General features: G+C 59.4%; 25 protein-coding genes. 19 read left to right on the forward strand and 6 right to left on the reverse strand.

What is annotated here, in order from left to right:
• The first annotated feature begins 78 nt into the window (after positions 1 to 78).
• From rsxC to ACLTXB_RS10485, 6 genes are read left to right on the forward strand one after another with little or no spacing between them, the layout of a single operon-like run.
• Positions 79 to 1,389 (forward strand): electron transport complex subunit RsxC, encoded by a 1,311-nt coding sequence (rsxC, locus tag ACLTXB_RS10460; protein WP_428226945.1) that lies wholly within the window; start codon positions 79 to 81, stop codon positions 1,387 to 1,389.
• Positions 1,389 to 2,330 carry an RnfABCDGE type electron transport complex subunit D gene (locus ACLTXB_RS10465; RefSeq protein WP_008981044.1) on the forward strand — a complete coding sequence of 314 codons (942 nt, stop codon included), beginning with the start codon at positions 1,389 to 1,391 and terminating at the stop codon, positions 2,328 to 2,330. Before rsxC ends, ACLTXB_RS10465 begins: the two co-directional genes overlap by 1 nt.
• On the forward strand, positions 2,327 to 2,860 hold the full coding sequence (locus tag ACLTXB_RS10470; protein WP_008981043.1) for an FMN-binding protein: 534 nt from the start codon (positions 2,327 to 2,329) through the stop codon (positions 2,858 to 2,860). The genes ACLTXB_RS10465 and ACLTXB_RS10470 overlap by 4 nt, the downstream gene beginning before the upstream one ends.
• 16 nt (positions 2,861 to 2,876) lie before the next feature.
• The gene (gene rsxE, locus ACLTXB_RS10475) at positions 2,877 to 3,572 is read left to right on the forward strand and encodes an electron transport complex subunit RsxE (protein WP_008981042.1); all 696 of its coding nucleotides are present in this window, start codon (positions 2,877 to 2,879) and stop codon (positions 3,570 to 3,572) included.
• Positions 3,573 to 3,580: 8 nt separating this feature from the next.
• Positions 3,581 to 4,183 carry an RnfABCDGE type electron transport complex subunit A gene (locus ACLTXB_RS10480; RefSeq protein WP_008981041.1) on the forward strand — a complete coding sequence of 201 codons (603 nt, stop codon included), beginning with the start codon at positions 3,581 to 3,583 and terminating at the stop codon, positions 4,181 to 4,183.
• Between the two features lie 19 nt (positions 4,184 to 4,202).
• Positions 4,203 to 5,003, forward strand: a complete 801-nt coding sequence (locus ACLTXB_RS10485) for an RnfABCDGE type electron transport complex subunit B (protein WP_008981040.1) — start codon at positions 4,203 to 4,205, stop codon at positions 5,001 to 5,003.
• Between the two features lie 161 nt (positions 5,004 to 5,164).
• Here ACLTXB_RS10485 and ACLTXB_RS10490 read toward each other — a convergent pair whose 3' ends face one another.
• From ACLTXB_RS10490 to ACLTXB_RS10505, 4 genes are all read right to left on the reverse strand, one after another.
• A complete protein-coding gene (locus ACLTXB_RS10490; protein WP_428226946.1) occupies positions 5,165 to 6,394 on the reverse strand; it encodes a CapA family protein in 1,230 nt (409 codons plus the stop codon).
• Entirely contained in the window at positions 6,391 to 7,638 is a 1,248-nt protein-coding gene (locus ACLTXB_RS10495; RefSeq protein ID WP_428226947.1) for a serine hydrolase domain-containing protein, read from the reverse strand. The genes ACLTXB_RS10490 and ACLTXB_RS10495 overlap by 4 nt, the downstream gene beginning before the upstream one ends.
• 112 nt (positions 7,639 to 7,750) lie before the next feature.
• On the reverse strand, positions 7,751 to 8,419 hold the full coding sequence (locus ACLTXB_RS10500; protein WP_428226948.1) for a response regulator: 669 nt from the start codon (positions 8,417 to 8,419) through the stop codon (positions 7,751 to 7,753).
• Between the two features lie 27 nt (positions 8,420 to 8,446).
• Positions 8,447 to 10,060 carry an ATP-binding protein gene (locus tag ACLTXB_RS10505; RefSeq protein ID WP_428226949.1) on the reverse strand — a complete coding sequence of 538 codons (1,614 nt, stop codon included), beginning with the start codon at positions 10,058 to 10,060 and terminating at the stop codon, positions 8,447 to 8,449.
• 329 nt (positions 10,061 to 10,389) lie between these two features.
• Here ACLTXB_RS10505 and ACLTXB_RS10510 point away from each other — a divergent pair, with 329 nt between their 5' ends.
• From ACLTXB_RS10510 to ACLTXB_RS10540, 7 genes are read left to right on the forward strand one after another with little or no spacing between them, the layout of a single operon-like run.
• A complete protein-coding gene (locus tag ACLTXB_RS10510; protein ID WP_428226950.1) occupies positions 10,390 to 11,085 on the forward strand; it encodes a F0F1 ATP synthase subunit A in 696 nt (231 codons plus the stop codon).
• Between the two features lie 45 nt (positions 11,086 to 11,130).
• The gene (gene atpE / locus ACLTXB_RS10515) at positions 11,131 to 11,349 is read left to right on the forward strand and encodes an ATP synthase F0 subunit C (protein ID WP_008981034.1); all 219 of its coding nucleotides are present in this window, start codon (positions 11,131 to 11,133) and stop codon (positions 11,347 to 11,349) included.
• Positions 11,350 to 11,371: 22 nt separating this feature from the next.
• A complete protein-coding gene (gene atpF, locus ACLTXB_RS10520) occupies positions 11,372 to 11,860 on the forward strand; it encodes a F0F1 ATP synthase subunit B (RefSeq protein WP_008981033.1) in 489 nt (162 codons plus the stop codon).
• A complete protein-coding gene (gene atpA / locus ACLTXB_RS10525) occupies positions 11,857 to 13,899 on the forward strand; it encodes a F0F1 ATP synthase subunit alpha (protein ID WP_428226951.1) in 2,043 nt (680 codons plus the stop codon). The genes atpF and atpA overlap by 4 nt, the downstream gene beginning before the upstream one ends.
• Positions 13,900 to 13,923: 24 nt before the next feature.
• Positions 13,924 to 14,805: an ATP synthase F1 subunit gamma gene (gene atpG, locus ACLTXB_RS10530; RefSeq protein ID WP_008981031.1), complete on the forward strand. Its 882-nt coding sequence runs from the start codon at positions 13,924 to 13,926 to the stop codon at positions 14,803 to 14,805.
• A 36-nt stretch (positions 14,806 to 14,841) separates the two neighbouring features.
• Positions 14,842 to 16,242 carry a F0F1 ATP synthase subunit beta gene (atpD, locus tag ACLTXB_RS10535; protein WP_428226958.1) on the forward strand — a complete coding sequence of 467 codons (1,401 nt, stop codon included), beginning with the start codon at positions 14,842 to 14,844 and terminating at the stop codon, positions 16,240 to 16,242.
• A gap of 1 nt (position 16,243) precedes the next feature.
• Complete coding sequence (locus tag ACLTXB_RS10540) at positions 16,244 to 16,654, forward strand: F0F1 ATP synthase subunit epsilon (RefSeq protein WP_428226952.1); 411 nt, start codon at positions 16,244 to 16,246, stop codon at positions 16,652 to 16,654.
• A gap of 57 nt (positions 16,655 to 16,711) precedes the next feature.
• Here ACLTXB_RS10540 and ACLTXB_RS10545 read toward each other — a convergent pair whose 3' ends face one another.
• The gene (locus tag ACLTXB_RS10545; RefSeq protein ID WP_428226953.1) at positions 16,712 to 17,575 is read right to left on the reverse strand and encodes a DegV family protein; all 864 of its coding nucleotides are present in this window, start codon (positions 17,573 to 17,575) and stop codon (positions 16,712 to 16,714) included.
• 173 nt (positions 17,576 to 17,748) lie between these two features.
• Entirely contained in the window at positions 17,749 to 18,333 is a 585-nt protein-coding gene (dhaS, locus tag ACLTXB_RS10550) for a dihydroxyacetone kinase transcriptional activator DhaS (protein ID WP_428226954.1), read from the reverse strand.
• A 358-nt stretch (positions 18,334 to 18,691) separates the two neighbouring features.
• Here dhaS and ACLTXB_RS10555 point away from each other — a divergent pair, with 358 nt between their 5' ends.
• The 6 genes from ACLTXB_RS10555 (at position 18,692) to ACLTXB_RS10580 (ending at position 25,713) form a co-directional block, all read left to right on the forward strand.
• On the forward strand, positions 18,692 to 20,815 hold the full coding sequence (locus ACLTXB_RS10555; RefSeq protein WP_428226955.1) for a glucose PTS transporter subunit IIA: 2,124 nt from the start codon (positions 18,692 to 18,694) through the stop codon (positions 20,813 to 20,815).
• Positions 20,816 to 20,839: 24 nt separating this feature from the next.
• Complete coding sequence (locus tag ACLTXB_RS10560; protein WP_428226956.1) at positions 20,840 to 21,679, forward strand: PRD domain-containing protein; 840 nt, start codon at positions 20,840 to 20,842, stop codon at positions 21,677 to 21,679.
• 76 nt (positions 21,680 to 21,755) lie between these two features.
• Entirely contained in the window at positions 21,756 to 22,016 is a 261-nt protein-coding gene (locus tag ACLTXB_RS10565) for an HPr family phosphocarrier protein (RefSeq protein WP_110440357.1), read from the forward strand.
• A 78-nt stretch (positions 22,017 to 22,094) separates the two neighbouring features.
• Positions 22,095 to 23,747: a phosphoenolpyruvate--protein phosphotransferase gene (ptsP, locus tag ACLTXB_RS10570; RefSeq protein ID WP_428226959.1), complete on the forward strand. Its 1,653-nt coding sequence runs from the start codon at positions 22,095 to 22,097 to the stop codon at positions 23,745 to 23,747.
• A 136-nt stretch (positions 23,748 to 23,883) separates the two neighbouring features.
• Complete coding sequence (locus ACLTXB_RS10575; protein ID WP_428226957.1) at positions 23,884 to 25,239, forward strand: MATE family efflux transporter; 1,356 nt, start codon at positions 23,884 to 23,886, stop codon at positions 25,237 to 25,239.
• A 120-nt stretch (positions 25,240 to 25,359) separates the two neighbouring features.
• Positions 25,360 to 25,713: a BlaI/MecI/CopY family transcriptional regulator gene (locus ACLTXB_RS10580; protein ID WP_008981023.1), complete on the forward strand. Its 354-nt coding sequence runs from the start codon at positions 25,360 to 25,362 to the stop codon at positions 25,711 to 25,713.
• The last annotated feature ends 151 nt before the right edge of the window (positions 25,714 to 25,864 follow it).

A 25,864-nucleotide genomic window follows, 5' to 3' on the forward strand; every position in this document is an offset into this window, starting at 1 on the left:
GTCGGCGTAGGGCGCCGGCACCAGAGAAGATCGTTGAATAATCCCCAGCAACTGCAGTATAGGGAGGTTGAAATCCGAATGAGTAAATTTCTCAAACGCTCTGCGCAAGGTGCGGGAGTTCCACACGACAAGAGAACTTCCAACCTTGAGACGGTGGCGATGCCGCTTCCGTCAAAGATCGTCCTGTCCATGAACCAGCACATTGGCGCCCCTGCGGCGCCTGCGGTGGCCAAGGGCGATCAGGTGTACGTAGGCACCATCGTGGGTAAGGCCGGCGGCTTTGTTTCCGCCGATATCCACTCCGGTGTGTCCGGTACGGTCTCTGAGATCACCACCATCACCGGCTCCAACGGTTCCATCCAGACCGCCGTGGTCATCATGCCCGACGGCGAGCAGAAGGTGGACCCCTCCATTGCCCCCCCTCAGGTCACTGACCTGAAGTCCTTCCAGGATGCCGTTCGTGCCAGCGGTCTGGTAGGTCTGGGCGGTGCCGGCTTCCCCACCGCGGTGAAGCTCGCACCCAAGAATCTGGACGAGATCGATACCCTGCTGATCAACGGTGCTGAGTGTGAGCCCTATATCACCTCGGATAACCGCTGCTTCATCGAGGATACCCACTTCATTCTCAGCGGTATCAAGGCTGTGATGAAGTACCTGAATATCTCCAAGTGCATTATCGGCATCGAGGCCAATAAGCCCGAGGCCATCGCCAAGATGAAGGCCGCCATCGACGTGGCCGGCATCGAGGTCAAGGAGCTGCCCTGCCGTTACCCCCAGGGCGCTGAGAAGGTGCTCATCGAGAACTGCACCGGCCGCGAGGTTCCCTTCCCCGGCCTGCCCTCCGATGTGGGCGTGATCGTGATGAACGTCACCTCCACCGCCTTCGTGGGCAAGTACTTAGAGACTGGTATGCCTCTGACCACCAAGCGCCTCACCGTGGACGGCGACATCGTCAAGGAGCCCAAGAATGTGGAAGTCATCATCGGCACTCCCATCCAAGAGCTGTTTGACTTCTGCGGCGGCCTGACCGAGGAGCCCGGCAAGGTGCTCTACGGCGGCCCCATGATGGGCACCTGTGTGGCCAGCCTGGACCAGCCCATCCTGAAGAACAACAACGCGGTGCTGGCCTTCTCCAAGAAGTTTGCCCACATGCCTAAGGCCACCAACTGCATCCACTGCGGCCGGTGCGTCAACGCCTGCCCCCTGGGTCTGGCGGCCAAGGACATCGTCAAGGCCTATGAGAAGGGCGATGTGGAGCAGCTTCAGGCGCTCAATGCCGATCTGTGCATGAGCTGCGGCACCTGTTCCTTCGTCTGCCCCGCCAAGCGGCCTCTGGCCCCCTCCATTGCCCTGGCGAAGATCATGATGAAGAATGGAGGTAAGAAGTAATGGGCAACAAACTGATCGTGACTGCCGCGCCCCACATTACCAGCGCGGACAGCACCCAGAAGATCATGCAGCGGGTGTGCATCGCCCTGCTGCCCGCTCTGGTGGCCTCCGTGATCATTTTCGGCATCAACGCCCTGATCATCACCGTTGTGACGGTGGCTGCCTGTGTGATTTTTGAATACCTGTACTGCAAGCTGGTGGGCCGTGAGGTATCCATCGGCGACTTCTCCGCTGTGGTCACCGGCCTGCTGCTGGCTTTCAACCTGCCCTCCACGCTGCCCTGGTGGATGCCCATTGTGGGCGCCTTCATCGCCATCGTGGTTGTGAAGCAGCTCTTCGGCGGCCTGGGTTACAACTTTGCCAACCCCGCTATCGTGGGCCGTATCGCCATGGCCATGGGCTTTGCCGGCCGCATGTCCACCTACGGCTTCCCCCAGGGAGTGGACGCCACCTCTGCTGCTACCCCTCTGTCCTCCGCGGCTGAAGGCATTGACTATGTCACTTTGCTGCTGGGCACTCACGGCGGCGTGCTGGGTGAGACCTGCGCCATCGCTCTGATTATCGGCGGTGTCTACCTCATTGTCACCAAGGTCATCAGCCCCACCATCCCTGTGACCTACCTGGCCACTGTGGCTGTGCTGAGCCTGATCGCCGGCAAGGATCCCATCTATCAGCTACTCTCCGGCGGTCTGCTGCTGGGCGCCTTCTTCATGGCTACCGACTATGTCACCTCTCCCACCACCACCAAGGGCAAGCTGGTCTTTGGTATCGGTCTGGGTATCATCACCTGCGCCATCCGCTTCCTGGGCCGGATGAACGAGGGCGTGTCCTTCGCTATCCTGCTGATGAACCTGATGGTTCCCTACATTGAGGTCCTGACCCGTCAGGATCGTCTGGGCATCGCCAAGGTGAAGAAGAGCAAGGAGGGTGCCGCGAAATGAGTAACTGGAACAAGATCTTTAAGCCCATTGTGGTGCTGGTAATCATCTGCATCGTTGTGACCGGCGCCCTGGCTGCCACCAACGGGGTCACTGCCCCCATCATCACCGCGGCCACCCAAGAGGCCGAGCGGGCGGCCCGCTCCGAGCTGCTGCCTGAGGCCGAGGACTTTGAGCCTGTCACCGGTGTGGAGGTGGCCAATGTCTCTGCCATCTATAAGTCCACCAACGACGTGGGCGTGGTTATCACCAGCTCCGCCAAGGGCTACGGCGGCGATGTGGTGGTTATGACTGCCATCACCCCCGACGGCACCATCAAGCAGATTAAGGTCACCGAGCAGGCCGAGACCAAGGGTATCGGCAGCAAGGTTGTGGACACCCCCTCTTACTGGGAGAACTACCAGGGCCTGGATGCCTCTCAGTCTCTGGTTCTCAATGAGGACGTGGACGCGGTGACTTCTGCCACCATCTCCAGCACGGCTTTGATCAACGCGGTGAACTCCGCCATCGAAGCCTACAACGCGATTCCTTGAAAGGCAGGTGTATAAGATGAGTAAGAATCCCAGTAAACTTAAGATACTGACCAACGGTATCTTAAATGAAAACCCGGTACTGCGGCTTGTCCTGGGCACCTGTCCCACTCTGGCCACCTCTACTATGGCCTCCAACGGCATTGGTATGGGCCTGGCGGCCACCTTCGTGCTGGTGTGTTCCAACATCGTTATTTCCGCCCTGCGGAAGGTCATTCCCGACCAGGTTCGTATTCCTTGTTACATCACCGTTATTGCCGGCTTCGTGTCGGTGGTTCAGATGCTGGTCAAGGCCTTCGTGCCCGCCCTGGACTCTGCCCTGGGCGTGTACCTGCCTCTGATCGTAGTTAACTGTATCATCCTGGGCCGTGCTGAGATGTTCGCCTCCAAGAACGGCGTCTTTGATTCCGCTCTGGACGGCCTGGGCATGGGCATCGGCTTTACCATCACCCTGACCCTCATGGGCACCATCCGTGAGATCCTGGGCTCCGGCACCTGGATGTCCGGCCTGGACGGCCTGTTCCCCTTCCTGCCCGAGGGCTTTGCCATTCAGGTTCTGCCTGAATCCATCGATCCCTTCACCATCATGACCAGCGCTCCCGGCGGCTTCTTTGTCTTCGGTGTGATGATGGCTGCTGCTACCTGGCTGACCACCCGCCCCAAGAAGGAGAAGTCCTCCGCTCCTGCTGAGACTGCGGAAGGAGGGAACGCGTAATGAACGCTATGCATCTTGCAAGCATCTTCTTCACCATGATCTTGGTGGATAACTACGTTCTGGTGAAGTTCCTGGGTATCTGCCCCTTCCTGGGCGTGTCCAAAAAGCTGGACAGCGCCGTGGGTATGTCCCTGGCCGTTACCTTCGTCATGGTGCTGGCTACCGCCGCTACCTGGCCCATCCAGACCTTCCTGCTGACTCCTGAGAGCGGTGCCTGGGATCTGGGCTACCTGCAGACCATCGTCTTCATTCTGATCATCGCCATCCTGGTGCAGCTGCTGGAGAACATCCTGAAGAAGTTCATCCCCGCTCTGTACAAGGCCCTGGGCGTGTATCTGCCCCTGATCACCACCAACTGCACCATCCTGGGTGTGACCGTGCTGAACATCGACAACGGTTACAACTTCCTGGAGAGCATCGTGTGTGCTGCCGGCGCCGGCCTGGGCTTCCTGGTGGCCATGGTTCTGTTCTCCGGTGTGCGCCGCAAGGTGGAAGAGGCTGTAACCCCCAAGTGCTTTGAGGGTCTGCCCATCACCCTGGTGGCTGCCGCGGTGACCTCCCTGTCCTTCATGGGCTTCGGCGGTATCATCGAGTCCATCTTCGGTGCTTGATTAGGAGGGAGAGAAGAGTATGAATCCGATTCTTATGGCAATCGTCCTGGTCACGGTCATTGGCCTGATCGGCGCGATTATTCTGGTGGCTGCCTCCATTTTCATGTATGTTCCTGTGGACGAGCGTGTTGAGAAGATCACCGCTGTTCTGGCCGGCGCTAACTGCGGCGCCTGTGGCTGCGCCGGCTGTGCCGACTATGCCAAGAGCATCGTGGAAAATGGCAATGCCATCAACAAGTGTACTCCCGGCGGCGCCAAGTCTGTGGCTGCTATCGCGGAGATCATGGGTGTGCAGGCTGAGGCCTCTGTTCCCATGAAGGCGGTCGTGGCTTGCTCCGGCACCTGCGACAAGACCTCCAAGAAGTATGAGTTTGAGGGCATCCAGAGCTGCCAGGCCGTCAAGGGCCTGTACGGCGGCGACGGTATGTGCCAGTACGGCTGTCTGGGCTACGGCGATTGTACCCGCGCCTGTGCCTTCGACGCCATCCACATCGTGGACGGTATCGCCAAGGTAGACCGGGAGAAGTGCACCGGCTGCGGCGCCTGCGCGGCTGCCTGCCCCAACCACGTGATCAGCGTGATTCCCGAGCACAAGCGTAAGCCTGTGGTCGCCTGCCAGAACAAGGATAAGGGTGCTCAGACCCGCAAGGCCTGCACCGCTGGTTGTATCGGCTGCATGAAGTGCACCAAGGTGTGTCATTTTGACGCCATCAAGGTGGAGAACAATGTGGCCTACATCGACCAGGAGAAGTGTAAGGGCTGCCAGCTGTGCGTCAAGGAATGCCCCATGGGCGTTATCCACATTCCCTCTGCTCTGTAAGAAAAGGGAAGAAGCCTTTAAAAAAACAGATCGCTCCCCGTTTCGGGGAGCGATCTGTTTTTTTCTTTCTATAAACGGAGCAAAACCAATCCACGAGGCATCTCCTTAACTTTGTGGAGGCAAAACGAAGTTTCGCAGAAAGTTCTTTGCCACGCTTTCTTTCAAGAAAGCGTGGAATCGTCCGCAGAGCCGAGAATCTGGTGACAGTGGGCAAGAGCATCTTGCAGCTCCTGGTAGGCGGAGGCGCTGACGATGGACGAGGTACCGGCCTCATATTCGGCCATGGCCTCGTGGATGTTGACCAAGTAGCGCCGCTGGCCCACCGGAGCACCGTCCCGATGGATCATATAGTAGGGGGTGTAGCTTACCCCGGTGACGGTGGTCTCACCCTGGGCATCTTTGGTCAGCTCCAGGTCCAGAATTGCGGTGGTTTTCGTTTCCAGCTCCTGCTGGTTGGAGAGAAAATTCCCCAGAGAATAGCACACAAAGCCCTGGCGCTCTGTCCCATCCCAGCCGGTGGCGGTAACTGTCTCATAGGGCTGGAGCACATGGGGATGTCCGCCCAGCACCAGATCGGCGCCCTGTCCCACCAAAAACTCCGCCAGAGACTTCTGATAGCTGTTCTGCGTGTCCTGATATTCCACGCCCCAGTGGATCATCACCGCAATCAAATCGGTGTCCAACGCCCGGGCGGCGGCCAGGTCGGTCTCCATCAGGGCCTTGTTTGGCTGAGAGAGGGTGGTGTAGTAGTCCAGATTAAACAGATTGGCGGCATACATGGTATCTGAGCTGAGCTGGAAGCCGTTGAGCCCATAAGTATAGGAGAGGAAGGCCACCGAAATACCGCCCACATCGGCTACGTAGATGCCGCTGTTCTCATCCCGCTCCGCCTGGGAGCGGTAGGTGCCCACATGGGCCAGTCCGGCCTCGTCCAGCACGTCCAAGGTGCGGTACAGTCCGTCCAGCCCTTTGTCCCGACAGTGGTTGTTGGCGGTGGACAACAGATCGAATCCGGCGTCCTTGGCGTCATAGGCCAGAGCGTCAGGAGAGTTAAAGGCGGGGTATCCCGAGTAGTTGGGGCCGCCGGCCAGGGTGGTTTCCAGGTTGCCCACTGCATAGTCAGCAGCAGAGAGCTGCCGGGCAGCGAACTGGAGCATGTGGCCATAATCGTAGCGGTCCTCCTGGGCCACATAGGCGTCCTTGGTGATGGGCATGTGGCTCATAATGTCGCCTGCTACCATCAGATGGGCTACGGTGGGCTCCGGAGCGGCAGGGGCAGGTTGAGACTGTGAAGGGGGTGGGGTAGAGGCGTCGTGGTCTACAGTCTGAGATTGGGGGGCACAGCCGGACAGCAAAGTCAGGCCAAGAAGCAGAGCAAGCAGTTGTTTCATAGGGCGGTCTCCATTCTTTGGTAGAGAGCTTCACTCAGGTCAGAGCACAGGGCGTACAGACCATGTTCATTGACATTCCAGTAGGCGCCGGTGGTGATGACCACCACGCCGTTTCCGGTTTCCGGGTTGTAGGACATGAGGGAGTAGACCCCATACCCGCTGCCTGTGTGGTAGCACAGCTGGGACTGGCCCCACAGGCCGTCCTGACGGCGCAGCACCAGGCACTGCTGGAAGGGGGTATATTCTCCGTTGGATACGGTGAATTGGGGCGTCTCCATGGCTGCCACCGTCTGGGGGAGAAGATATTGGGTCCCCTGATAGGTTCCATCGCCGCACAGCACGGCCAGCAGCTTGGCCATATCCCGGGCGCTGATGGTCAGACCACCGGCATAGTAGGTGGCGCCCATACCGATCTCGGTGGGAACAGGCTGGCTGATTTGGGTCTGGATGCTGCGGCACAGCACTCCTTTGGGCTCATACAGATTGGCCAGCTGCTCCGGGCTTAAACGGGCGGCATGGAAGGATGCGTTGATATCCAGGGGGCCGAAGAACTGGGCCTGGAGATAGTCGTCCAGCAGCTGTCCGCTGGCCAGCTCCAGGGTGGTGCCGAAGATGCACATACCAAAATTGCTGTATGCCCAGCTGTCGGCATGGTCCGGCTCACGATCACGCCAAGAAGAGGTGCGGCTGAGGATGCTTGTCAGCCTGTCCAGCCCACGGGTCATCTCCAGATCCTTCAAGGTGGAGCTGTGGGTCATGAGGGAGCGGGGAGAGGGCTGCCGGAGGGAATAAGAATTTTGGGCGTGTTCTCCCCAGTAGCTGCTGAGAGGGGCGTCCAGATCCAGAATTCCGTCCTGAGCGAGCTTCATAGCGGCCATTCCCTCAACCACTTTGCTGATGGAGGCGATGCGCACCCCAGTATCGGCGGTCATAGGGCGCTGATCCTGCACGGCCCAGCCCCACGCGCCGCACTGTGTCACTTCGCCGCGCTCCACCACGGCCACGGAGAGGGCGGTGGCGGAGTAGTTTTCCATGACCTGCTGGATGGCCTGGTCCATATCTTCCTGGGTCAGCCTGGGAGCAGGCGCGGGAGTCTCCGATGAGTTCAGGGAGCTGTCGGGGGTGTTGGAGGAAGTGTCCGCGGGGGGTTGCTGGGGATCCGATGAGGATTGAACCGGGGCTGGAGCGCAGGCGGACAGAAGGGTGAGCAGCAGGACGCAGAAAGGAAGAAACGTTCGCTTCATCATAGGAGACTCCTGTCGAAAAATGGAAGAAACCGTCGGGTTTTATCCATTATATCGAAGAAACAGACAGAAAACAAGCATAAAAAAGCCCCGCCGAAGCGGGGCTGAGGGATCAGGGGAGAGGGAGGCGGTAGAGCATGCAGGGACGACCGCCGGTGTCGTAGTTGACCTGGGTGACTGCTTCTCCTTGGCTTACTAAATAGGTAAGGTAGCGCCGTACTGTGACAGTGGAAAAGCCGGAGCAGTCGGCAATGGTCTCGCAGGTGGCGCCAGCTTGAGAAATCTGGCGCAGACAGGCGCGGATGCGGTCCAGGGTGCGGGTCTGCAGGCCCTTGGGGATGGAAACAGCGGGGGCTGCGGAGGGGAAGAGGGCGTCCAGTTCCTGCTGGCTCACATTGTCGTGGGAGACCGCTTCCCGGTGCTGACAGAAGGTATCCAGGGCCTGCTGAAAGCGGCTGGCGGCAAAGGGTTTGACCAGATAGTCGGTGACTCCCAGCTTCAGCAGAGCATCCACCGTCTTGCTGTCGTTGGCGGCGGTGACCATGATCACATCGATGCCGATCCCCTCCATACGGAGAGTGCGTAGCAGTTCCAGGCCGGTCATGCGGGGCATATAGACGTCCAGAATGATCAGATCCGCCGTATGGTGGAGCAGCCACTCCAGAGCCTCGTGGCCGTTGGAAAAGGCGTGGGCCAATGCAAAGCGGTTGTCCCGGGCCAGAAAGGTCCGGTGGAGCAAAGAAATCGTGGGGTCATCCTCCACAATCACAGTTTGGTACATAGAGGCCTCCAGTTAATTGAGAGGGAATTAGTTCCGTCTCCCTTGAGTAAAAAAGGTGAGGAAGAAAGACGTACCGGATTTCGGCTCGCTCTCCACCCGGATCTCGCCCTGGTACAGATTCACCAGTTCCTTGATCCTGGCCAGGCCGATGCCATGGCCGTTCCCCTTGGTGGAAACATTGGGCTCAAAGATGTAGGGCAGCAGCTCGGGTACGATGCCGGGACCGGTATCTTCCACGCACAGGAGCAGATGGTCCTCCTTTTCCCGGATGCTGACGTTGATCTCCCGCAGCTTCCAGGAGGAGCGGTTGAGACACTCGGTGGCGTTTTCGATGAGGTTCCCCAGAATGGTTACCAGCACGCCGGAGGGGAGGAGCCGCTCGTCGCCGGACAGCGAGCTCTTGGGATCCAGATGCAGATGAATGCCCAGTTCGGAGGCTCGGCTGGTTTTGCCCACCAGGAGGGCGGCTACGGCGGTGTCCTGAATCTGGTTCATCACCCGGCTCACCGACTGATGGTGGACCTGTGAGATATCCAGGATGTACTGCTCTGCTTTTTCCGTCTGTCCCAGCTGGATCATGCCCAGGATGGTATGCAGCTTGTTGACAAACTCGTGGGTGTAGGCCCGCATAGCCTCCACCAGATGGCGCACGCCGGTGAGCTCTTCTGCCAGGGAGGTAGCCTCGCTGCGGTCCCGGAAGATGGCCACCGCGCCCATGATCTTGCCGTTTTCCCAAATGGGCATCCGGTCAGAGATGGCCGAGCGCAGGCCGGGGATATGGGAGAGATGCACGTTGTACTCCGACTTGCCGGTGGTGAGCAGCCGGGAGAGGTGGGAGTCGGGGTAGATGTCATGCAGAGGTTTGCCTAACACATCGTCCAGGTTTTTGGCATTGACCATGCGCAGGCCAGCCCGATTCATATAGACGATGCGGGAGTCGGTATCAATGGCCAGAATGCCTTCTTCCAGGGCGTCCAAAACGCCCTCGCGCTGGTGGAACATCCGCAGGAAGGTATCCGGTTCATAGCCCATGAGCGACTCCTTGATGGAGTAGGAGAGGTGGCGGGAGAGGACCAGACCCACGCTGGCGGCGATAAACGAGAGGATCAAAAAGCAGGCTACGGTATCGATCACCGTCCGGTTGACGCTGCGCACCCCGATGCCGACGGACACAAAGCCAAGCAGGGTGCCGTCCGTGTCGTGAACGGCGGCCTGAGCCCGGTGCTCTACGCCGGAAATGCCCGCGCCGGTATCGACCTCGCTATCCTGTCCATGGAGAACCGTCAGATTATCCAGATCGGGATATGTAGTACCCACATAAGAGGGGGCCGGGCTGTACACGATGGTACCGGAGGTATCGGCCACCACGATGGCGTCGATGTCCTGAACCCGGGAGATGGTACCGTTGAGGTAATCGGTGAGAACCTCGCCGTCGGAGCGGCCGGCCAGCACATCGGCTACATCGGGGGACTGGGCCAGCACCAGGGCGGAGTTCATCAGATTCCGGTCCAGGTTGTCATACTCCATGCGCAGAGAGAAGGCCAGAGTGGTGGTCATCCCCAGCACGGCAGTTGTCAGAACCAGGAACAGACTCAGGGACTGGATCTTCTGGCGTATGGTCTTCGAGCTATAAAATTTCATTCCGATACCCCTCCAAAAAATGCAATGTCCGCACGCAAGGCAGGCAGAGTGCAGACCGGTTGAATGTGAAATGGACCTGGCAGGGTTTCTTTAAAATTTATTATAAGGATTTATCACAGTAATGTCAAATATGGAGGCAAAAATAAACAAAAATAGACAATAAGCACGATAAAAAATAGATAATACGACGAAAAAATGGGGCGATGAGCGGGAAGAGTCATTTTTTTTACTTTAAAAAGACTTCTCAAAAAAGACCGGCAGGATTTACAATAGGGACGGTGTTTTGTAACGCGCGGTACGCCGCGCCGGATCATCCGGGAGGTGGTTATTTGGAACAGATCAAAGAAAAGCTGCTGGAGGAGCTGCAAACGCCCACGGCGTTTACTATTCCCATAGGAAAAGGGATCCCCATTACTGAATCTGTGGTGGTGTCCTGGATCGTGATGGGTGTGCTGATTCTAGCGGCTCTGCTGCTGACCAGTAACCTGAAGGTGGAAAACCCCAGCAAGCTTCAGGTGGGCCTGGAAGAGGCGGTGAAGTTTTTAAATAACTTTGCTGACAGCAGCATCGGAAAGCATGGAGCGGTCTTTGCTTCCTATTTGGGGACCATCGCGCTCTACATCCTGCTGAGCAACATCATCGGCATCTTCGGTCTGGTGCCCCCCACCAAGGACATCAACGTCACCGCAGCGTTGGCAGTCATGAGTGCGTTTTTGATCTACGGAGCCCAGTTCCGGTACCGGGGACTTCGGGGAGGTCTCAAACAGTTTGCCAAGCCCATGCCCCTGCTGCTCCCCATCAATCTGATGGAGATCATCATCCGGCCCCTGGCCCTGTGTATGCGACTGTTCGGCAACATTTTGGGTGCTTTTATTATCATGGAGCTCATCAAGCTCATTTGCCCGGCGGTGGTGCCTGTACCCTTCAGCATCTACTTTGACCTGTTTGACGGCACCATCCAGGCAGTTGTCTTTGTATTTTTGACCGCGCTGTTTACCGGCGAAGGAATTCAGAACGAGGAGTGAACGGCTCCGTGCCGCCGCTCCCAATTTTAAGGAGGAAATTGTACCATGGAAATCGGAATGCTTGCGATCGGAATGTCTGTTATGACCGGCATCGGCGCCGGTATCGGTATCGGAATTGCCACCGGCAAGGCCAGCGAGGCCATCGCCCGCCAGCCTGAGGCCTCTGGTAAGATCAACAGCGCTCTGCTGCTGGGCTGCGCTCTGGCGGAAGGTACCGCCATCTTTGGTTTCATCACTGCTCTGCTGATTTTGTTCATGGGCTGAGACCGAAAGGAGGAAAGCTGCCATGTTGGAATTTCAAATTTCCACCATTGCGCTCACCGTTCTCAATCTGCTGATCCTGTACGTGATCCTGCGCAAGCTGCTGTTTGGGCGGGTCAATAAGGTGCTGGATGACCGGGCTGCCCTGATCCAGCAGACTCTGGATGAGGCTAAGGGAGAGAAGCGGAAGGCCGATGAGCTCAAGCAAGAATATGAGGACCGGCTGGCCCAGGCCCGCAGCGAGGCCAACGGTATTCTGGCCCAGGCCAAGACCCGTGGTGAGAAGGAGTACCAGGCCATTCTGGCCCAGGCTCAGGAGGATGCGACCCGGACCCGGGAGCAGTCCAAGGCCCGTGCCCAGGCGGAGCGGGACGAGATGCTGCGCACTGCCCGGCGTGAGGTGGCCCAGCTGGCCATGGAGGCGGCCTCCAAGGTGACCCGGAAGGCCCTGGATTCCGATTCGGATCGGGCAATTCTGGATGATTTCCTGGCGGAGGCAGGTGAAAAGAAATGACAGAACTGATTCAGCGTTATGCCGCCGCCCTGTATGATCTGGCCCAGACCGACAATATGGGACTGACCGGCGCAGCTCAGGAGTTGCTGGAACAGGAGCAACTGTGGAAGGTGCTCACCAGCTCCGCGGTACGGGTGGAGGAGAAGAAGGAGCTCATTCGCTCCGCTGCCCCGCTGGCCGGACTGGAGCCTCTCCAGGCATTTCTCTGCCTGCTGGCGGAGGAGGGCCATCTGGACCTGTTCCCCGACATTCTAGAGGAGGTCCATCAGCTGGAGCTGGCGGCCGACGGCGGCGCCGTTTGTGTGATGACCTGCGCCCACAAGCCGGACCAGGCGGCGCTGGACGGTGTGCGCCGGGCGGTGTGCCGCCTGCGCAATCTGGACCGGGTGGTCCTCCAGGTGAAGATCGACCCGGAACTGCTGGGCGGCTTTGTGCTGGAGGTCCAGGGCGTGACCTACGACCGCAGTGTCAAGGGCCGTTTGGAGCGGCTGGCCAAGGGGCTGGAGAAGGGCGCCTCGGTCAGCGAGAGTATGGAAGAGCTGATGGGAAGTCTGCGGGATACCGTGAAGGGCTTCCAGATTGGCCAGGACACCAGCGAGACCGGACGGGTGCTGGAGGTGGGCGATGGTATCGCCACGGTACGGGGGCTGGACCGGGCAGTATACGGCGAGCTGGTGGAATTTGACACCGGAGTCAAGGGTATGGTCATGGACCTGTCCCGGGAGACTGTGGGCTGTGTACTGCTGGGCCGGGAAGAGGGCCTGGGCGAGGGAAGCCGGGTCACCCGTACCGGACACCCCGCTGACGTGCCGGTAGGCCGGGCTTTGCTGGGCCGGGTGGTGGACGCCATGGGCCGTCCCATCGACGGCTTAGGTCCCATCCATGCTGCCGATACCCGCCCCATCGAGCGGGAGGCCAGCGGCGTCATTTCCCGCCAGGCGGTCAACGTCCCTCTGCAGACCGGTATTTTGGCCATTGACTCTATGATCCCTATCGGACGGGGCCAGCGTGAGCTACTCATCGGCGACCGCCAGACCGGCAAGACCGCCATCGCGGTGGACACCATCCTCAACCAGAAGGACCAGGATGTGATCTGCATCTACGTGGCCATCGGCCAGAAGGCCTCCTCGGTGGCCCATGTGCGGGACACCCTGCAAAAGCACGGGGCCATGGAATACTCCATCATTGTCTCGGCCACCGCCAGCGATCCCGCTCCTTTGCAGTATATCGCCCCCTACGCCGGCGCGGCTATGGGAGAGTATTTTATGGAACAGGGACGGGACGTGCTGATCGTCTACGATGACCTGAGCAAGCACGCCGTGGCCTACCGGGCCCTGTCTCTGCTGCTCAAGCGCTCCCCCGGCCGTGAGGCCTACCCCGGCGACGTGTTCTACCTCCACTCCCGCCTGCTGGAGCGGGCCTGCCGCCTGACAGAGGAGTATGGAGGCGGCTCCATGACCGCTATCCCCATCATTGAGACCCAGGCGGGCGATGTGTCCGCCTATATCCCCACCAACGTGATCTCCATCACCGACGGCCAGATCTACCTGGAGACCGACCTGTTCTTCTCCGGACAGCGGCCGGCGGTCAACGTGGGACTGTCCGTGTCCCGTGTGGGCGGCGCGGCCCAGACCCGGGCCATCAAGCGTACCGCGGGCACCATGCGTATCGACCTGGCCCGGTTCCGGGAGCTGGAAGTGTTTACCCAGTTCTCCTCCGACTTGGATCAGGCTACCCAGAAGACCCTGGACCACGGCAAACGGCTGCTGGAGCTGCTCAAGCAGCCCCTCTACCAGCCTATGAAGGTGAGCCAGCAGGCAATTCTCATTTACATTGCCACCAACGGCTTGCTGGACGAGGTGCCTTTGGATCAGGTGCGGGAGTTTGCCCTGGACTTCTCCAAGCGCATGGAGCTGGAGCACTGGGAGCTCACCGCTGAGGTGCAGCGCACCGGCAATCTGTCCGGCGTGGCGGTGGAGACCATCCGTGCCGCTCTGGCGGACTATAAGAAGGAAAAGCTGCCCCAGGCTCAGAGCTAAGGGGAGAAAGGAAGGCGAGGCCCGTTGGCTGGAATCAAAGAGATCCGCACCCGGATCAAAAGCGTGGAGCAGACCCTGAAGATCACCAACGCCATGTATTTGATCTCCTCGGCCAATCTGCGCAAAGCCAAGGGGCGGCTGGACAATACCGTCCCCTACTTTACAAAAATATTCAAAACCATTGCCCACATTCTCCACCACTCTCCGGAGCTGGAACACGATTTCTTCGACCAGCGCCCCGACGTGGAGCCCCAGGCGCGGAAGGTGGGTTATATCGTGGTCACCGGTGACAAAGGACTGGCCGGCGCATACAGCCATAATGTGCTCAAATTAGCCCAGCAGAGGGTGGAGGAGGAAAAGAACCTCTCCCTGTTCCTGGTGGGCATCGTGGGCCGGGTCTACTGCCAGAACCGGGACATTCCCTTTGTAGAAGACTTTAACTATGTGGCCCAGAATCCCACCATGCGCCGGGCCGGCGAGATTACCGACGAGGTGGTGGCACGGTTCCTCAGCCGGGAGCTGGACGAGGTGTACATCATCTATACCGAGATGGTCTCCGCCCTGCGCCTGGAGGTACGGGAGCAGAAGCTGCTGCCTCTGGTCCGGGAGGACTTCCCATGGGACAAGGAGGACGAGCCGGAATACCGGCAGGAGATCCGCTATATCCCCTCGGAGGAGGCGGTTCTGGACAACATCGTGCCCAATTACATCCAGGGCATGATCTTCGGCGCTCTGGTGGAGTCCTACTGCTCGGAGCAGAGCGCCCGGATGACCGCCATGGAGTCGGCCAGCGACAACGCCAAGGACATGCTGAAAAAGCTGTCCCTGACCTATCACCGGGCCCGCCAGGCAGCCATTACCCAGGAGATCACCGAGGTGGCCGGCGGAGCCAGGAACGCCCGCTGATGGGCAGACGGACACAGAGAAAGGTGTGTGGCGCAATTGCAGGAGCGTAAAGGAAAAATTGTTCAGGTCCAAGGACCTGTAGTTGACGTGGAATTTCCCGCCGACGCTCTGCCCTCCATCCAGGACGCCCTGTATGTGATGGTGGGGGAGGAGAAGCGGGTCATGGAAGTGGCCCAGCATATCGGGCATGATACCGCCCGCTGCTTCATGCTGGCTCCCAGCGAAGGGATTGGTCGGGGCATGGAGGTCATCTCCACCGGCGGCCCCATTACCGTTCCTGTGGGCAAGCCGGTTCTGGGCCGGATGTTCAACGTCCTGGGCGAGCCCATCGACGGTAAGGGAGCAGTCAAGACCTCCGAGCGGTGGTCCATCCACCGTCAGGCCCCGCCCTTTGCCGACCAGAGCCCCGTGGTGGACATCTTTGAGACGGGCATCAAGGTCATCGACCTGCTGGCTCCCTACGCCCGCGGCGGTAAGATCGGCCTGTTCGGCGGCGCTGGCGTAGGCAAAACGGTGCTGATTCAGGAGCTGATCCACAACATCGCCACCCAGCACGGCGGCTACTCCATCTTCACCGGTGTAGGCGAGCGTACCCGTGAGGGCAGCGACCTGTGGCGTGAGATGAACGAGTCGGGGGTCATTGAAAAGACTGCTCTGGTCTTTGGCCAGATGAATGAGTCCCCCGGCGCCCGTATGCGGGTGGCCCTCACTGGCCTGACCATGGCCGAGTATTTCCGGGACCAGCAGCACCAGGATGTGCTGCTGTTTATCGACAACATCTTCCGTTATGTCCAGGCAGGCAGCGAGGTGTCCGCCCTGATGGGCCGTATGCCCTCCGCCGTGGGCTACCAGCCTACCCTGGCTAACGAGATGGGCGCGCTCCAGGAGCGCATCACCTCTACAAAAAACGGAGCCGTTACCTCGGTGCAGGCGGTCTACGTCCCCGCCGACGACCTGACCGACCCCGCTCCGGCGACCACCTTCACCCACCTGGACGCCACCACGGTACTTTCTCGTAAGATCGTGGAGCAGGGCATCTATCCGGCGGTGGACCCCCTGGAGTCCACCTCCCGTATCCTGGAGCCCGACGTGGTGGGCGAGCGGCACTATAAGACCGCCCGTGCGGTGCAGGAGCTGCTCCAGCGCTACCGGGAGCTGCAGGACATCATCGCCATCCTGGGTATGGAAGAACTGAGCGAGAACGACAAGCTGGCCGTAGAGCGTGCCCGCCGGATCCAGCAGTTCTTCTCCCAGCCCTTCTCGGTGGCTGAGCCCTTTACCGGCATGGAAGGCCGCTTCGTAAAGCTGGAGGACACCCTGCGCAGCTTTGAGGCCATCCTGGGCGGCGAGCTGGATAACCTGCCCGAGGCCGCCTTCAGCATGGTGGGCAGTGTGGACGAGGTGCGCAAGAAGGCTCAGGACATGGGGGTGTTGTAACATGGCCGAGGAGCGGCAGTTCCACCTGGAGATCGTGACCCCGGACCGGCAATTTTTTATCGGCGAGGCCCAGGAGCTGACGGTGCCCGCCATTGACGGCTCCCTTGGGGTGTTGGCCGGCCATGAGCCGGCGGTTACCGCCCTGGAGCCGGGCGAGCTGCGCTACCGCGCCGGCGGAGAGTGGCACGAGGCGGTGGTCAGTCAGGGCCTGGCGGAGATCATGCCCGACCGGGTGATGGTGCTGGTCTTTTCCGCTGAGCGACCCGAGGAGATCGACTGGGCCCGTGCCGAGGATGCCAAGGAGCGGGCGGAGGAGCGTCTGCGCCAGAAGCTGAGCATGCGGGACTATTACAATTCCAAGGCCGCCCTTGCTCGTGCTCTGGCTCGACTGAAAGCAGCCAAGCGGCACTGAAAACAGCATGAAAAAACCGCGGTTTCCAACGAAACCGCGGTTTTTTTCTATGTTCGGTTAGTCGACGGGCAGCTCCCGGACGCAGGCCACGCCCAGCGCGCCCGGACCGGTGTGGCAGGCGATGCTCATGGGGAGCACGGTGGAGTAGACCTGGAACTGGGGGAAAGCCTGTTGGATAAATTCGTTCCACTCCGCACCCAGCTCGTCGGAGCCGGAGTAGGCGGTCTGGACGATGAGCTTGCCCTCTCCCTCCAGACAGGGGAGCTTGGCCTCCAGCGCGTGGACCAACTCGGTCTTGGCGGCCTTGGTGCCCCGCACCTTCTTGTAGGCGTCCAGCTTGCCGGCCTGGAGCTGAAGGATAGGTTTCAGGTTCAATGCGCTGCCCAGCAGAGCAGCGGTGGGCGTGATCCGGCCGCCTTTTTTCAGATAGTGGAGGGTGTCCACCATGATGTAAATCTGGGAGTGGAGAGAGGCCTCCTCCAGGCGCTGCTTGATCTCCGCGCCGGACTTGCCCCGCTCCCGCAGAGCCAGCGCGTCCAGCACCGACTGGCGCTGGGGGGCGGAGATGCGCTTATTGTCGGCCACAAACACCCGGCCCTCATAGGGATCGTCGCAGGCCAGGCTGGCAGCGGTGGCGGCAGTGCCGCTCAGACCGCTGGACATGGGGATGTAGACCAACTGGTCATACTCCTCCAACAGCTTGTCCCACAGCTCCAGGGTATCGGCGGGGGAGGGCTGGGAGGTGGACACATCGGCCCCCTGGGCCAGGCGGGCGTAGAACTCGGAAGGGAACAGGTCGATTCCCTCCAGGTACATCTGACCGTCGATCTGAATGGGCATGGGCAGAAGGGCAACGCCCAGCTGCTGAGCCTCCTGGGCGGTGATGCCGCTGTTGCTGTCTGTCATAATGGCGATCTTCATTCCAAATTTCTCCTACTTTGCAGAAGATAAAGGGCACGCCGATGCTGCCGGGTGGACGGTGCACCTGGACATGCCTTAAGATATATTAAGATTATTTTATGGTTCTTGTTCGAACTTGAGTAGATACAAAATCAGACAAATGCGCAAAAATAGGACAGATTTAATAATCTGTCCTAAAAAGAGGGGGCGGAATGAGACTTGGGCTGGGTGGATAGGATCTGGTGGACCGTGTCGCTGGAGAGAAGCTTTTCCAGCATGGTGACGGCGGGTTCCGGGTCGGCGGTCATGCCGTTGTGCGCCCAGTCCAGCAGCACGCCGGTGATGCCGTGGGCGTAAAAGCGGGAGACCATCCGGATCTGCTCCTGAGACAGGGCGGGCTGGCTGTCAGCATGGAAGAGCAGGTGGGCCACCAGGCCCTGGTAGAAGTCCATCAGACACTCGGAAAAGCTGTTCTGCCCCTGAAACTCAAGGACGTTGAGATAGAAGTCCCGGTTTTCCTGCATGTACTTACACAGTGAAAGCAGGCTGTCCCGCCAGTGGCCCAGGGAGATGTCATCGCTGAGGATGGAGGTGATCTCGGTATAAAAAATCCAGGAGATGAGATCATACTTATCCTTGAAGTGATAGTAGAAGGTGTTGCGGCTGATTTTGCACTCCCGGGCGATGTCCCCCACGGAGACGTTGACAAAGGATGTGGTTTTCAGCAGCCGCTTGAGCCCCTGGGCGATCATCAGTTTGGTAAATGCAGCGTTCGACACCGGTCGCTACCTCCTTTGCTTGTCTTGGAGACCTATATTTTACCATTGTTTTTGGTGAGGAGCAAATCTTTTTCCGGGAAAGATATGGGGACGCCGGAACAGTGAGTGCCAAAAGAAACCGGCACTGCGCACAAAAAACAATGTATATAATTGTTTATTTGGGCGAAAATGTTTAGGGGTAGATTGACAGGCAGGAAGGGGTGTGCTATACTCCCGCCAGAATCCATGTTAAATAGGTGTGTTACTGTACTGTCAGGCACTAACCTTAGCTATTACATAGACAAAATGTAATGGTTGTCGGTTAGTGCTTTTTTCATCTGAGCAACTGGCCGGCGAGCTTGAATAAGGAGGTTGCACGATGAAGGAAAAGTTTTTTGGCGTGCTGCAGCGGGTGGGCAGATCCTTTATGCTCCCCATCGCCATCCTGCCGGTGGCAGGACTGCTGCTGGGCTTGGGAAGCTCGTTTACCAACGAGACCACCCTGGCCACCTATAACCTGCTGGGGCTGATGGGTCCCGGCACGGTTCCGTACTTTATTTTCTCCGTTTTGAGCAAGTGCGGCGGCGTGATCTTTGATAACCTGCCCTTGATCTTCGCCATCGGCGTGGCCATCGGTATGGCCCGCCAGGAGAAGGAAGTGGCCGCCCTGGCCGCTGCCGTCTCCTTCTTGGTGATGCACTCCAGCATCTCCGCCATGATCAGCCTGACCGGCGGGGTGGAAAACCTGCTGGAGGGTTCCACCGCCACCGTGCTGGGTATTACCTCGCTGCAGATGGGCGCCTTCGGCGGCATCATCGTAGGTCTGGGAGTTGCTGCCCTGCACAACCGCTTTTATAAGATTCAGCTGCCCCAGGTGCTCTCCTTCTTCGGCGGCACCCGGTTTGTGCCCATCATCAGCACCTTGGTCTTTGCCCTGGTAGGCATTCTGATGTTCTTTGTCTGGCAGCCCATTCAGGAGGGCATCAACGCCCTGGGTATGGTGGTGTACAGTTCGGGCTACTTCGGCACGTTCCTGTTCGGCATGATCAAGCGCCTGCTCATTCCCTTCGGCCTGCACCACGTGTTCTATCTGCCCTTCTGGCAGACCGCTGTGGGCGGCACCATGGAGGTGGCGGGCACCATGGTGGCCGGAGCCCAGAACATCTTCTTTGCCCAGCTGGCTGATCCCACCGTGACCCACTTCTCCACGGCCGGCACCTGGTGCTTCACCGGTGAGTTTGTGCTGTATATCTTCGGCTTCCCCGGAGCGGCTTTGGCCATGTACCGCTGTGCCAAGCCGGAACGGAAAAAGCAGGTGGGCGGCCTGCTCCTGTCTGCCGCTCTTACCTCTATCCTGACCGGCATCACCGAGCCTCTTGAGTTCTCCTTCCTGTTTGTGGCCCCGGTGCTGTTTATCATCAGCTCCGTGTTTGCAGGCCTTGCCTATATGCTCTGCCACATCCTCAACATCACCGTGGGCCTGACCTTCTCCGGCGGATTCATTGACCTGGCTCTGTTCGGCATCCTCCAGGGCAATGAAAAAACCAGCTGGCTGCTGATTATCCCCATGGGCATTGTGTTCTTCTTGGTCTACTACTTTGTGTTCTCCTTCCTCATTAAGAAGTTTAACTTCAAGACTCCCGGCCGGGAGGAGGGCGACCAGGAGACCAAGCTGTACACCAAGGCCGACTACAACGCCCGCAAGGAGCAGGGTGGGGAGGACCAGGTGTCCGCCGCCATCGCCCAGGGCTTGGGCGGCGCGGCCAACATCTCCGATGTGGACTGCTGCGCCACCCGCCTGCGCTGCACTGTCCATGACGCATCCAAGGTGGACCAGCAGGTGCTCAAATCCACCGGTGCTGCCGGCGTCATTCAGAAGGGTCAGGGCGTCCAAGTGGTCTATGGGCCTCAGGTCAATATCATCAAGGCCAACCTGGAGGACTACCTGCGTTCCGGTGCTGCCGGAGCGGAGCAAGCCGCCATCCAGGCCGAGCCCGAGAGCCAGGAGGAGGCCAAGCCCGAGCACGGCGCTCTGCTGCGCACCATCGTCATCGGCAGCCCCTTCCACGGAGAGTCCGCCCCCATCACCGCATCCCCTGACGAAGCCTTTGCGGAGAAGATGATGGGCGACGGTGCCACCGTGGTGCCCTGTGAGGGTGTGGTCACCGCTCCCTGTGATGCTACCATCAGCTTTGTTTTTGACACCAACCACGCCATCGGCCTGGAGCTGGAGGACGGGGTAGAGATGCTCATCCACGTGGGCATCAATACCGTGGCCCTGAAGGGCCAGGGCTTCAAGGCCCTGGTGCAGGAGGGTGACCAGGTGAAGAAGGGCGATAAGCTTCTGGAGTTCGATCTGGACTATATCCGGGAGAACGCCTCTTCCACCTCCTCGCCGGTGCTGTTTACCACTATGGAGGATAACCAGCAGCTGCGCCTCATTAAGGCCGGCCACGTCAAGCCGGGAGAGGACCTGCTGGCCCTGGATATCTACGAATCTTGACCTGGACGGGGGGATGAGAGAAGCATGTATCGAATTACAAAAGTGCTCAACCATAACGCGGTGCTGGCCCAGAACCTGGACGACCGCCAGGAAAACCTGGTGGTGGGGAAGGGAGCCGGCTTCGGAAGAAAACCCGGAGAGCGGGTGGACTTCTCCGGAGAGGTCACGGTGTACCAGCTCTCCCAGAAGTGCGACCGGGGCAACCCCCGGGAGCTGGTCAAGCGCATCGATCCCATCTACCTGAGCATCGCCAACAGCATTATTCTGGACGCCCGGAAGGCTTTTGGTCAGGTGGACACCAGCATCCTGGTGCCCATGGCCGACCACATTGCCTTTGCCGCCCAGCGCATCTCAAAAAATGCCCCCCTCAGCAACCCTCTCACCCCCGACATCAAGGCTCTGTTCCCCCAGGAGTACGAAGTAGCTGCCCGGGGCGGTGAACTCATTCGCCAACAGACCGGTGTGGTCTTCAGCGACGACGAGCTGGGCTATATCGCCCTGCACGTTCACTCCTCGCTGGAGTCCATGCAGGTCTCCCAGGCCATGCAGACCGCCGCTATCATCCGGGAGTGCGTAGACCTGGTGCAGCAGGAGACAGGCGTGGTCATCGATGTGTCCTCCCTGTCCTATAACCGCCTGATGAGCCACATCAAATATATGGCCGCCCGCCTCATCAAAGGGGAGAAACTGAGCATGGATGTCAATACCATCATGCGCCAGTCCTGCCCCAAAGCCTTCGACATTGCCCAGGAGATCTGCCGCCAGCTGGAGCGCAGCCTGGGACGGCAGGTGGACGAGGCAGAGGTGGGATACCTGGCCATGCATGTGCAGCGGGTATTTTCTACCGAACCCAGCGTGTGCTGATCGCCGCAGGGACTGGCCCTCGCCGGTCTGAGCGGTTTCAAAATCCATTGTATATGATAGAAAGGAAGTTTTACCCATGAAGCAGTTTACCTATGTGATTCAGGATCCCCTGGGCATCCACGCCCGTCCCGCCGGAGCGCTGGTCAAGGCCGCAAAGCCCTTTGCTGACACCGCTATCCAGGTGGTCAAGGGCGACAAGAGCGTAAAGGCCACCCAGCTGATGAAGCTGATGGGCCTGGGCGTCAAGACCGGAGACGAGATCACCGTCACCGCCGAGGGCCCCTCTGAGGAGGCCGCCATCGCCGCCATGGAGCAGTTCTTCAAGGAGAACCTGTAAGAAATATACGAAAAGAGGCGCCCGCTGCCGGAGAAAGACAGCGGGCGCCTCTGAGAAGATATGGAAAGGGATCGAGACATGAAGATCATTCAGGGGCAAGGGGTCTCCAAGGGAATTGAGCAGGGGACCATCTATTTCTATCACCGCGCCGCCGCCCAGGTGGAGATGCGTACCGGCGCTGACGAGCAGGAGGAGCGCGCCCGGCTGGAGCGGGCCAAAGAGCGCACGGCCCAGCAGCTGAGCGATATGGCGGAGAAGGCCAGAGAAGAGGCCGGGGACGAGGCGGCCGTGCTCTTTGAGACCCACGCCATGTTTTTGGAGGACGAGGACTACACCGGGGCCATGGATGAGCTGCTGGCCCAGGGATTCAATGCCGAGTACGCCGTGGACCAGGCGGGGCAGGAGTTTGCTGCCATGCTGGCATCTATGGATGACCCATACATGCAGGCTCGTGCCGCCGACATCAAGGACGTGACCGGCCGCATTTTAAATAACCTCATGGGGGTGGTGGAGGGAGGCATCGACTCCGATGTGCCCGTCATTCTGGCCGCCGACGATCTGGCCCCCTCTGAGACCATCCAGCTGGATAAGAAAAAGATCCTGGCCATTGCTACCCAAAAGGGCTCGGGCAACAGCCACACCGCCATCCTGGCCCGCACCATGGGCATCCCCGCCGTGTGCGGCCTGGGGGAGGACTTCAACGAGGATTTTCATGGCAAGCAGGCCTATATTGTAGGGGAGACCGGCCAGCTCATCCTTGAGCCCGATGAGGAGACGCTGCTCTCTCTGAAAGCCCGCCACGCCAAGCAGGAGGAGACCCGGGAGCTGATGCGCAGTATGGTGGGCCAGAAGGATGTGACTCTGGACGGCAAGCAGGTAAACGTGTACTGCAACATCGGCTCTCTCGAGGACGTGGCCTCCGTCCTGGCCAACGACGGCCAGGGCATCGGCCTGTTCCGCTCGGAATTTCTCTATCTGGCCAGCGAGGACTATCCCACTGAGGAGGAGCAGTTCCGGGCCTATAAAGAGGTCGCCGCCGCCATGAACGGCAAGCGGGTGATCATCCGCACCCTGGACATCGGTGCGGACAAGCAGGTGGACTACTTCCATCTCCACAAGGAGGAGAACCCTGCCATGGGTCTGCGGGCCATCCGCATTTGCCTCAACCGCCCTGAGGTGTTCCGTACCCAGCTGCGCGCCCTCTACCGGGCCAGCGCTTACGGGAAGATCGCCATCATGTTCCCCATGATTGCCAGCGTGTGGGAGGTAAAGGAGTGCCGCCGGGCCTGCCAGCGGGTGATGGACGAGCTTACCGCCGAGGGAATCCCCTTCAACCCGGACACCGAGATTGGCATTATGATCGAGACTCCCGCCGCGGTATTCATTGCCGATGAGCTGGCCCAGCTGGTGGACTTTTTCTCCGTGGGTACCAACGATCTGACCCAGTACACCCTGGCCTGTGACCGGCAGTGCAACGACCTGGGCAAGTTCTTTGACCCCCACCATCCCGCCCTGCTCCGGGCCTTGAAGATGACCGCGGATGCCGCCCATCAGGCCGGTATCTGGATCGGAATCTGCGGAGAGCTGGGCGCCGATCTGAGTCTGCTGCCCACCTTCCTGGCCATGGGAATCGACGAACTGAGCGTCACCCCCACGGCGGTGCTGCCTCTGCGCGCCGCCATCCGCAAGAGCATCGCCAAGACCTGTACTCTAGAGCTGCTCAACAGCTAAATCGTTCATGAAATAAAAGCCGCCTGACCCTTTTCAGGGTCAGGCGGCTTGATTTTACTCTTGCGAGAAGAAGGGGATGGGTGTAAAATGTTAAAATCGTGTTAAAAAAGGGATAACTGGAAGGAGGCCCGGGAGGATGGCGCAGACCCACGACTTTTCCCAAGGCAAGATTTCAAAAAACATTATGTCGCTGGCGCTGCCCATGACGGCCGCACAGCTCATCAATGTGCTGTACAGCGTGGTGGACCGGATGTATCTGGGGCGACTGCCCGGCCATCTGGCCCTCACAGGACTGGGTCTGACGATACCGATTATCTCCATTATCATGGGATTTGCCAATCTCTGCGGGACCGGCGGCGCGCCTTTGTGCTCCATCCACCGGGGCAGGGGTGACAATGAAGAGGCAGAGTGTGTGCTGGGAAATGCCTTTACACTGCTTTTGATCTTCGGTACGGCGGTGACGGTGTTTTTCCTGGCTTTGCGCCGCCCCGTTCTCTACCTCTTCGGCGCCAGTGACGCCACCTACCCCTACGCCAGCGCTTACATGACCATCTATCTGCTGGGTACCCTCTTTGTCATGATCGGTCTGGGGATGAATCCTTTTATCAACTCCCAGGGCTTTGGCCGGGTAGGGATGATGACGGTAGGTCTGGGAGCAGTAGTCAACATCGTACTGGACCCGATCTTTATCTTTGGGTTGAATCTGGGTGTAAAGGGAGCTGCCTTGGCAACCGTGATTGCCCAGGGATGCTCCGCAGTATGGGTGCTGCGGTTTCTCACCGGCCCAAAGGCCATTTTAAAACTTCGTCTGGGGTGCATGAAACTGAAGGCCAGCCGGGTGAAGCGGATTATTACCCTGGGTCTGTCTGGTTTCTTCATGAATCTCACCAACAGTCTGGTGCAGGTGGTGTGCAACGCCACCCTCCAGGCCTACGGCGGCGACCTGTACGTGGGCATTATGACCATCATCAACTCCCTGCGGGAGGTGTGCACCATGCCGGTGCAGGGCTTGTCCAACGGAGCACAGCCGGTGACCGGCTTCAACTACGGGGCGAAGAAATATGAGCGGGTACGTCAGTCCATCCGGTTCAGCGTGACAGGTACCGTGCTGTATGCTGCAGCCTTCTGGGCCATTGCCATGCTGTTCCCTGGATTTTTGATCCGGATTTTCAACAACGAACCCGATGTGCTCCAGCACGGCATCCCGGCTCTGCGCATCTACTTCTGCCTGTTTATTCCCATGTCTTTGCAGATGGCAGGCCAGGGTGTGTTCGTCAGCCTGGGCCGCTCCAAGCAGGCGGTGTTCTTCTCCCTGCTGCGTAAGGCCATTATCAACGCACCTCTTACCGTTATCCTGCCCATCTGGATGGGGACCACCGGCGTATTCACCGCCGAGGCGGTCTCCCAGCTGCTGGGAGGTATGGCCTGTATCCTCACCATGTACTTTACCGTCTACCGGAAATTGGGCACCGAGGCCGCCCGCACCGTCTGAAGCAAGCGCGCTGCAAGTTTGCAGCGCGCTTTTTCTTGACTTCGAAGGTTTACCATGATAAACTTCAAATGGGAAAGAGGTTTATCTAGATAAACCCATAATCTGTAAGGAGGTGACATTATGGAAAAATTGACCGATGGCGAGCTGCGGCTGATGGAAGTGCTGTGGGATCTGGCACCTATTAACTCCACCCAGCTGGTGGCCGCCTGCAAAGAGCGGCTGAGCTGGAGCAAGAGCACCACCTATACCGTTCTGCGCCGCCTGGTGCACAAGGGGGCGGCGGAGAACCGCGAGGCCACTGTGACCCCTCGGTACACCCGGGAGGAGGTGCTGCGGGACCAGGGCAGCGAGCTGCTCACCCAGGCGGGGGGGATGCTTAGCCTGTTCAACGCCTTTTTCAGTGGGCGGCGGCTCACTGCCAAGGAGGCGGAGGAGCTGAAGGAGCTCATCGACCGGCACACCTGGGAGGAGTGAGACCATGAAGTGGTTCTTTGCGAATTTCCTGTTTGATATCTGGAATGCGGGGCTGACTGCCGGGCTGACGCTTGGCGTCATGCTGATCCTGCGCCCGGTACTGTGTAAGCTCCTGACGGCCCAGCAACGGGCTTGGCTAGGGATGCTGGGG

Source organism: Flintibacter sp. (assembly GCF_046973065.1).